At 61.8% G+C, this 8,654-nt stretch carries 7 protein-coding genes; 2 read left to right on the top strand and 5 right to left on the bottom strand.

Going from position 1 to position 8,654, the window contains the following annotated elements:
• The 3 genes from HP499_RS02980 to ychF all read right to left on the bottom strand — a co-directional run.
• On the bottom strand, positions 1-1,424 hold a 1,424-nt coding region (locus HP499_RS02980; protein ID WP_172322459.1), incomplete at its 3' end, for an ABC transporter substrate-binding protein.
• A gap of 349 nt (positions 1,425-1,773) precedes the next feature.
• The gene (locus HP499_RS02975) at positions 1,774-2,472 is read right to left on the bottom strand and encodes a hypothetical protein (protein WP_253951359.1); all 699 of its coding nucleotides are present in this window, start codon (positions 2,470-2,472) and stop codon (positions 1,774-1,776) included.
• A 208-nt stretch (positions 2,473-2,680) separates the two neighbouring features.
• Positions 2,681-3,766, bottom strand: coding sequence for a redox-regulated ATPase YchF (ychF, locus tag HP499_RS02970; RefSeq protein WP_026005753.1), 1,086 nt, complete (start codon positions 3,764-3,766; stop codon positions 2,681-2,683).
• Positions 3,767-3,877: 111 nt separating this feature from the next.
• Here ychF and HP499_RS02965 point away from each other — a divergent pair, with 111 nt between their 5' ends.
• Positions 3,878-5,116: a DNA recombination protein RmuC gene (locus HP499_RS02965; protein WP_172322456.1), complete on the top strand. Its 1,239-nt coding sequence runs from the start codon at positions 3,878-3,880 to the stop codon at positions 5,114-5,116.
• Positions 5,117-5,200: 84 nt separating this feature from the next.
• On the opposite strand, the gene HP499_RS02960 is transcribed toward HP499_RS02965, so the two are convergent.
• Together HP499_RS02960 and HP499_RS02955 are read right to left on the bottom strand one after the other, a co-directional pair.
• The gene (locus HP499_RS02960) at positions 5,201-6,286 is read right to left on the bottom strand and encodes a 4-hydroxy-3-methylbut-2-enyl diphosphate reductase (protein WP_026546225.1); all 1,086 of its coding nucleotides are present in this window, start codon (positions 6,284-6,286) and stop codon (positions 5,201-5,203) included.
• A gap of 24 nt (positions 6,287-6,310) precedes the next feature.
• The gene (locus HP499_RS02955; RefSeq protein ID WP_172322455.1) at positions 6,311-7,174 is read right to left on the bottom strand and encodes a hypothetical protein; all 864 of its coding nucleotides are present in this window, start codon (positions 7,172-7,174) and stop codon (positions 6,311-6,313) included.
• A gap of 178 nt (positions 7,175-7,352) precedes the next feature.
• Between HP499_RS02955 and xseA the strand changes: the two genes are divergently transcribed.
• Positions 7,353-8,630: an exodeoxyribonuclease VII large subunit gene (gene xseA / locus HP499_RS02950; protein ID WP_172322454.1), complete on the top strand. Its 1,278-nt coding sequence runs from the start codon at positions 7,353-7,355 to the stop codon at positions 8,628-8,630.
• The last annotated feature ends 24 nt before the right edge of the window (positions 8,631-8,654 follow it).

Raw genomic sequence — 8,654 nt, 5'->3', positions numbered from 1 at the left:
ACCGGTCCAAGGAAGTTGTACAGCGACGGGTAGTCGCCCTGCCAGCCGGCGCGGGTGAGACCCGGGAGGGACTGCGACTTGCGCAGGTCCAGAACTTCAGCGAACTTGGCGAAAGGCTGGATTTCGGCCTGGATGCCAAGGTTGTTCTTGAAGGCGTTGGCTACGGCGTCGATCCATTCCTTGTTGCCACCGTCAGTGTTGGAGGCAATGAGGAGCGGCTTGGAACCGTCGTACGGCTTGATCTTTTCGGCCTCGGCCCAGAGATCCTTGGCCTTCTGAGCATCGAACTTCAGGACATCGCTGCCCGGGATGGCGTCGTTGTAGCCGTCCAGGACCGGAGCCGTGAACTCAGTTGCCGGGGTACGCGTGCCGTTGAAGATGACCTTGGTGATCTCTTCGCGGTTGATGGCGTGCGACAGGGCCTGGCGGCGCAACAGACCAGCTTCACCCTGGAAGTTCGGGTTGTAGTTCGGGATGTTCAGGGTTGCGTTGTTGGCGTTGGGGCGCGTGGAGTTACGGTCCGGGAAGTCCGTGGTGTAGGTCTTCAGCGCGTTCGAGGGAACAACGTCAGTGATGTCGAGGTTGTCGGCCTGGAGATCCGTGTATGCGGGGCCCGGATCGGTGTAGAACTTGAAGGTCACGCCACCGTTCTTGGCAGCACGCGGACCGGTGTAGTCAGCGTTCTTGACCAGGGAGATGGACTGGTCGTGTACCCAGGCACCTTCCTTCTCGAACTTGTACGGGCCGTTGCCGATCGGGTTTTCGCCGAACTTCTTCGGGTCCTTGAGAGCCTCGGAAGGAAGCGGGTAGAAGGCGGAGTAGCCAAGGCGCAGCGACCAGTCAGCTTCAGGCTGGCCGAGCTTGACCGTGATGGTCTGGTCGTCAGTAGCGGCCAGGCCGGACATGGTCTGGGCCGTAGGAGCCGGCGTGGAGGTCTTCTTGCCATCGGCACCGGTGGTCTCAGTGACGGCGCTGACGTCGGCGTAGCCTTCGATGGACTCGAAGAAGAAGCCGTTGTTCTGGAGGTTGGTGCTCAGCGCAGCGAAGTTCCAGGAGTCAACGAACGTTTTGGCCGTGATGGCCTCGCCGTTGGTGAACTTTGCGCCGGACTTGACCTTGATGGTCCAGTTCTGCGAGTCAGTGGTCTCAATCGACTCCGCGAGAGCGTTGACGGGCTTGCCGTCGGAGTCGTAGGCGCGAAGGCCTTCGAACAGCAGCTCGACGACGCGGCCACCGTACACCTCGTTGGTGTTGGCCGGGAGCAGCGGGTTCTGCGGTTCGTTGCTGTATGCGGAAATGACCTTGTTCGGGTCAACTGCGGCGGAGCTATTGGTGCTGGTGCCGCCACCGCCGCCGCAACCGGTCACTGCGAGGGCGATGATCGCCGCTACGCCTAGAGCTTTGGAAGTGCGCGAGAAACGCATTCCGCCTCCTATGAGTCGTGGAGTTGAGCAGGAGGAATTCGTGATTCCCCCCAGGCACAGGCACAGTTTCCTACTGTGACGTTGCCTACATGTGTGTGTAAGCCTACCCACATTGTGTCCGGATGTTGGGACTTGCTGGCCAAACTGTAACCGTTCCGCAACCTACACATGCCTAAATTGACGGGAATTTCAAGTCAAACCCTACTCGGTGGTAGCATTCGCTGTCTGACAGCAGGACAGGACGGTTTAACCGCAAAAAAGGACCCCGGTTCTGTCGAACCAGGGTCCTTTGAGATACCGCGTGCCTTAGGTTGCGAATGCCGTGTCAGTTGTGCTGTTCCGGCTCCGGTCAGATGAGCCGGTACTCCCGAACCGACTGAACCCCGCTCCTGTAGAACGTGCGGCTATACCAACCGATATCGAAGCCATAGGTCGCGCCAATAGTGAAACTCGACGCCACCTCGTCCCGGTTCTCGAAAGTAACGCCGCGCGATACTCCTAGCGTCCCGCAGTTGGACGTCTTCACCAGAACGGAGGCCGTCGAGGCTCCCCCTCTGGTCCCGCCCGAACTCGTTACCGGCTCTGCGGCCACAACCTCGCACTCCAATGTCTGGACATCCTTCGAGTCCAACCAGGGACCGAGAAGAATGAAGATCAGGAGTGCGGGCATGAGAAGGGCGAGCCCAAGCCCAACCCGGCCCATCCATGACGGCTTCCTGCGCGGCCGAGGCGTCATGGGACCCGGAGGCTGCGCAGGGGCCAACCCGAGTCCGCGGAGACGGGAATTGAGCCTAAGAGCGGCCGCCTCCTGCTTTTGAAGCGAGTACGCGGACCGGCACTCGGTGGTGGTCCAACCCGCTCGCCGGTAAGCAGCCCACTGCCGACGGGCAGGCCTCCCCAAGACAAAGGCAATCAAGGCAACCACAAAGGCAACGATCTGGCTAAGGCATCCGAACATGAGGCCGAACATGCCAATGTTGGCCACCATCTCCGCATCCGTGTGTAGTTTGTAGCCGGTGCTGTCCAGGTACCCGAAGAACATTCCCATGGCACTGCCTGGGATGCATATGCGCAGGGAATACCGCCACAAATATGACCAGAACCACCAATGCGCTGGAGGCAATGTAGTCACCGCTGGCAGGGCAGCGCCTGTTGCGGAGCTCCCACGGAAGGCCCAGCCAGCTACTTCATCGGTGCCCGAAGAGTGCTGGCGGCGGCCACCCGCGGATCGGGGATTCATGTCGCGGCTCATGACCTTAGACGTTGAAGCGGAACTCCACCACGTCGCCGTCGGCCATCACATACTCTTTGCCTTCGATCCGGACCTTGCCGCGGGACTTTGCCTCTGCCATGGAACCGGCGTCGATGAGGTCATCGAAGGAGACAACCTCGGCCTTGATGAAGCCACGCTGGAAATCGGAGTGGATCACGCCGGCGGCCTGCGGCGCGGTGTCGCCCTGGCGGATGGTCCACGCACGGGTTTCCTTGGGGCCGGCCGTCAGGTAGGTCTGCAGCCCAAGGGTGTGGAAGCCGACGCGTGCCAACTGGTCCAGGCCGGATTCGCTCTGGCCGTTCATCTCCAGCATCTCGCGGGCTTCTTCCTCGTCCAGTTCCACGAGGTCGGCTTCGAGCTTGGCATCAAGGAACACAGCATCTGCCGGCGCAACGAGGGCGCGCAGCTCATCCTGCTTCTCCTGGTCGCCCAGGATGCCTTCGTCAGCATTGAAGACGTAGATGAAAGGCTTGGCAGTGAGAAGTCCAAGCTCCTTGAGGTGCCCCATCTCCAGCTTGTCGCTCTTGATCGAGGAGAAGATGGTGTCACCGCGTTCCAGCACTGCCTGGGCAGCCTTGATGGCGGCGAGCTCGGCAGCTTCGCGCTTCTTGATCTTGACTTCTTTTTCGATGCGCGGAATGGCGTTTTCGATGGTTTGAAGGTCGGCCAGGATCAGCTCGGTGTTGATGGTCTCCATGTCGGAGCGCGGGTCCACTTTGCCATCAACGTGGATGACATCGGGGTCATCGAACACGCGGACAACCTGTGCAATGGCTTCGGCCTCGCGGATATTTGCCAGGAACTTATTGCCCAGGCCTTCACCCTCGGAGGCACCCTTGACGATGCCGGCGATGTCCACGAAGGACACCGGAGCGGGCAGCAACTTCTGGGAACCGAAGATCTCAGCCAGCTTCGCCAGGCGGGGATCCGGAAGGTTCACCACTCCGACGTTGGGTTCGATCGTCGCGAACGGATAGTTCGCTGCGAGCACCTGATTGCGGGTCAGTGCGTTGAAAAGAGTTGATTTGCCGACGTTGGGCAGTCCGACGATGCCAATAGTAAGAGCCACGAGCATTGATTCTACCCGTTGAAACCTTATCCTTGCGTGTCGGCGCACGTGGCAGGTGGCCACCCCGGCGGCCTCACTAAAACTGTCGTACCCCTGTGACAGGGTTGCCTCATGGATGGATTTGGATTGGTTTTGGCCCTGCTGATGCTCTTGATCGGCGCCGCCGTAGGCCTGCCAGCGGGCTACGTTGTCTTTCGACGCCGGGGCGCGGGGTTGGAGGAAGACTTCGACGCCGTTTCGGCGCGCCTCTCGGAGGTGACCGCGCAGCTTGCAGCGGCCGACGCCGAGCGGCGGCTTTTGTTTTCACAGAACCGGGAGTTGACGGCGTCCAGGAACTCGGACGGCAGTGTTCTGCGGGCGCTCGCTCCGGTCGCGGAGAAGCTGACGGCCGTTCAGCAACAGGTATCACTGTTGGAACGGGACCGGGTGGAACAATATGGCCAGCTTGCCCAGCAACTGCAGGATGCCCGGCTGTCCGATGAACAACTCCTGCGGTCAACGCATGCTTTGGCTTCGGCCCTTCGCTCCAACAGTGCCCGTGGCCAGTGGGGCGAAGTGCAGCTCCGCAGGGTGGTGGAGGCTTCCGGAATGCTGAGGCACGTGGATTTCCATGAGCAAGTCCATTCGGGCCGGACCGAGAATACGCTGCGCCCCGACCTGGTGGTCCAATTGCCCGGCGGCAAGCAACTGGTGGTGGACGCCAAGGTCCCGCTGGCTTCATACCTCGCTGCGCAGGAACAACTGCACGGAGACGGTTCCTTTGGGGAGTCCGTAGCGCCGGCCAGTAACCATGATTCCAAGACCCTGCTGGCCCAGCACGCCAAAGCTTTAAAATCCCACATTGATGCTTTGGCTGGCAAAAAGTACTGGGACATCCCCGGCAACTCCCCCGAACTGGTGATCTGTTTCCTTCCAGCGGAGTCCATCCTTGCCTCAGCCCTCGAGGCAGACCCTGCCCTGCTGGAATATGCCCTGTCCCGGAACGTGGTGCTGGCGTCGCCGGGCACCCTGCTGGCAGTCCTGAAGTCCGTGGCCTTCACCTGGCGCCAGGATGTCCTCACGGACAGCGCCCACGAACTGTTCGAGCTCGCAAAGCAACTCTATGAACGCATGGGTACGCTGGGCGAAAACGTCAGCAAGCTGGGAAGTTCCCTGAAAACGTCCGTGGACCGCTACAACGCGATGGTGGGAACGCTTGAGGCGCGGGTTCTCCCAACAGCCCGCAAGCTCAACACCATGGACGATGCCGGTCTCGCCGCGCCAATGTCGGTTGAGGCAGTCCCCCGCGCCCTGGCGGCACCGGAGCTTCTGGCCGACGAAGCTGAGGACGCTGAAGAGTCTGCAGCTTAAAAAACCGGCCCGCAGGGTTCGCCTTCCCTAGGGAGGCGAACCCTGCGGGCCGGTTTTTGCAAGTTCTGTTGTTGACAGGAAACGCTAGGACGTGGAGCGGTTTCCGCGCCCGCCGAGCGCACGCGTTACGTCGCCGGCTTTCTTCAGCGTGGCCCGCAGTTCCTTGGGAAGTGAGAACAACAGGTCTTCCTCAGCCGTTACTACTTCTTGGACCTCGCCGTAGCCGTAGTCAGCCAGCAGCCGCAGGACATCCTGAACCAGTACTTCCGGAACGGAGGCACCGGAGGTGACGCCAACTGTGGCGACACCCTCGAACCAGGCTTCGTCTACCTCGTTGGCGAAGTCCACGCGGTAGGAGCTCTTGGCACCGTACTCCAGGGCAACCTCAACCAGCCGCACGGAGTTGGACGAATTGGCTGAACCCACCACGATCACGAGGTCTGCCTGGGGCGCAATCTTCTTGATAGCCACTTGGCGGTTGGTGGTGGCGTAGCAAATATCGTCGCTGGGCGGATCCTGGAGGGTGGGGAACCTGTCCTTCAGGAGTCGGACCGTCTCCATGGTTTCATCCACGCTCAGGGTTGTCTGGGAAAGCCAGATCGTCTTCTCGGGGTCGCGCACGGTGACCTTGTCTACCTCGTGCGGGCCGTTGATGATCTGGATGTGTTCCGGTGCTTCACCGGCAGTTCCTTCGACTTCCTCGTGGCCTTCGTGGCCAATCAGCAGGATGTCGTAGTCGTCCTTGGCGAAGCGCACGGCTTCCTTGTGGACCTTGGTCACCAGCGGGCACGTGGCATCGATGGTGCGAAGGCCACGGTCCTCGGCGGACTGGACCACGGCCGGAGATACGCCGTGGGCGGAGAAAATGACCAAGGCACCTTCCGGGACCTCGTCTGTTTCCTCGACAAAGATGGCTCCCTGTTCTTCGAGGGAACTGACCACGTGGACGTTGTGCACGATCTGTTTGCGGACGTAGACCGGAGGCCCGTAGTGCTCCAAGGCCTTCTCAACAGCAATGACTGCCCTGTCCACGCCGGCACAATACCCTCGCGGGGCGGCCAGCAGAACCTTCTTGGGACCCGTCACGGGCGCCGCTGCCTGTACCTCTTCCGGAGATCGCCGTCTGCGGGGCACCGTGGGCATAGGAATGGAAACTGCTGTGCTGGTCATGCTTCCATGCTACCGGCCCAGCCTTTAGCTTCGGGCCGAACGTGACCCTTGTCGCCCTGAGACCACCGCCGCTATGACGCCCGCCACCAGGACAGCCCCGGACACCACCGCGGCGATCCCTACCCACTGGCCGAAGCCGTCGCGGGCTGTAGTGAGGAACTCATTCTTGAAAAGTTCCGCTACACCGTTGGCGCTGGCAAGGCTTCCGATCATGCCGCCTGCGAGATCTGCCCCAACCGTCCAGAGCGCGGCCAGGGCCAAGCCCCCCAGCCCGAGGAAAACCAAGGCCAAGGAGCGTCGCCGTGCAGCAGCCAGGGCCAGAAGGGCCGAGACCAGCGCGCCTGCAGCAGCCAGCCACCACAGCGGCGCAAATGCTGCCACGCGTTCCACCAGCTGCCTGTGTGACGGCTCCCCCAAGGACACGAGGCTTTCCGCGGGAACATCAAGCCGGATCCGCGTCGCTTCGGCGAAATGGTCTCGAATCAGCCGGACAAGGGGCCCAATGTCCAGGACCAGTGCCGTGGACGCCGCCGATTCATCAGCTGGGGCGGCCGTCCCGAAGTTGAGCCGGTGGCTGTTCCGGACTGTTTCCTCCCAGGCTTGAGGGTAGTCACTCCAGGACTGCATCCCCGTGGCCGCGTTCCGGAGGGCACCGGCTGCCAGGGATTGAAGAGGTCCCGGCAGATCAACCGAAGACTCAAAGGTTCCTACAGCCGCGGCAGCCAAACGGCTTTGGAATTCGGGGTCGCTACCCAACGTTCCGGCGATTGCGACGAAACCCTCTTCCTTAACAATGTTCTGGTCCACCCAGGCCGCGGGGACAGCGACAGCTGTCAGAAGGACGGCGAGGATCACTCCCACTGCTGAAACGAAAGTACGCAAGGTCATCCTCAGGGTCGTCGGCTGTGCCACCATCCTAGGTCTGTCCACATGATAGGAAAAATGTCGGGAGCGGCTGGGAAGCTATGGATAGAGTTGGAACGCGGCCGGCAGCCACGCCGCATCCCGGAGCGAGGACACATCATGCAGCAACAGACACGGAGACCGGAACAGGCACGGACCGCCCATGTCCGCTGAAGCCACGCCTGAATCCACCTTGCCGGGAACGGCCGCTGAAACAAGCCCGGACAATCCGTGGCCTCTGCAACTGCTCTCGCGCAAGCTCAAAGCCCACATAGAGCGGGCACCCGCGGCGTGGATTGAGGGCCAAGTCATTGAACTGAACCGCCGGGGCGGCAACGCCTTTCTGACCCTCCGGGATGTTGACGCCGAAATTTCCCTTCCGGCATCGGTTTGGTCCACAGTGCTGGACCGCCAAAAGATTCCCCTCGAACGCGGTTCCCGCGTGGTTGCTTTGGTCAAAGCGGATTTCTGGGTCAAAACGGGCCGGCTGAACATGTCCGTCAAGGACATCCGTCCGGTGGGCCTGGGCGATTTGCTGGCCAGGATCGAGCGGCTGAGGCAGGCCCTGGCGGCCGAAGGCCTGTTTGCGGACTCCCGGAAACGCAAGCTGCCCCTGCTTCCCCACCGCATCGGGCTCATCACCGGCCGGGACTCGGACGCCAAAAAGGATGTCCAGCGCAATGCTGCGCTGCGTTGGCCGGCTGTTGAGTTCGACGTCCGCGAGGTTGCCGTACAGGGCAACACCGCGGTCTCGCAGATCATCGCAGCATTGAAGAAGCTCGACGCCGATCCCCACGTTGACGTCATTGTCCTGGCACGCGGGGGCGGGGCGTTGGAAGATCTCCTCCCGTTCAGCAACGAGGACCTCATCCGCGCAGTGTCAGCCGCCACCACTCCTGTGGTGAGCGCCATTGGCCACGAAGCAGACCGTCCCATCCTGGACGACGTCGCGGATCTTCGCGCATCAACGCCCACGGACGCGGCAAAGCGCATCGTCCCGGATGTAGCCGAGGAACTGGCCATGGTGAGGCAAGCAAGGGATCACCTGCGCCGGAGCATCGGCAGGATGGTTGACCGCGAGACAGACCGGCTGCATGCTTTGAAGTCACGCCCTGTGTTGGCCTCCCCTACCTCAATGGTGGATGCCCGGGCCGATGACATCCATCGCCTGCAACGGCGTTCCCACGCTGCGGTCAGCTCCGCTGTTGCCCGCGCCCTGGACCAAGTGCATCACCTGCGAGCACAGGTCAGGGCCCTGTCGCCGCAGAAGACACTGGACCGTGGCTACGCCGTAGTCCAGATTGTCGGCGAGGATCAGGCCGGGCACAAAGTAGTGAGCAGCCCGGAGGAAGCCCCGGACGGAACCGCACTTGCCATTCGCGTAGCAGAAGGTCGCTTCAGGGCAGTTTCCACAGGCCAAGGACAGATCGTGGACCGTTGATGAATCGGTCACCATCATCACTAG

Source organism: Paenarthrobacter sp. CM16, assembly GCF_013179505.1.
Classification (GTDB): Bacteria; Actinomycetota; Actinomycetes; order Actinomycetales; family Micrococcaceae; genus Arthrobacter.
This window is presented reverse-complemented; position numbering and strand designations above follow the sequence as displayed.

What these genes read in the sequence shown, in the direction of transcription:
- HP499_RS02960 (WP_026546225.1), bottom strand. Translation starts at nt 6,286, where the DNA reads ATGACCAGCACAGCAGTTTCCATTCCTATGCCCACGGTGCCCCGCAGA.
- HP499_RS02965 (WP_172322456.1), top strand. Translation starts at nt 3,878, where the DNA reads ATGGATGGATTTGGATTGGTTTTGGCCCTGCTGATGCTCTTGATCGGC.
- HP499_RS02955 (WP_172322455.1), bottom strand. Translation starts at nt 7,174, where the DNA reads ATGACCTTGCGTACTTTCGTTTCAGCAGTGGGAGTGATCCTCGCCGTC.
- HP499_RS02975 (WP_253951359.1), bottom strand. Translation starts at nt 2,472, where the DNA reads ATGGGAATGTTCTTCGGGTACCTGGACAGCACCGGCTACAAACTACAC.
- xseA (WP_172322454.1), top strand. Translation starts at nt 7,353, where the DNA reads ATGTCCGCTGAAGCCACGCCTGAATCCACCTTGCCGGGAACGGCCGCT.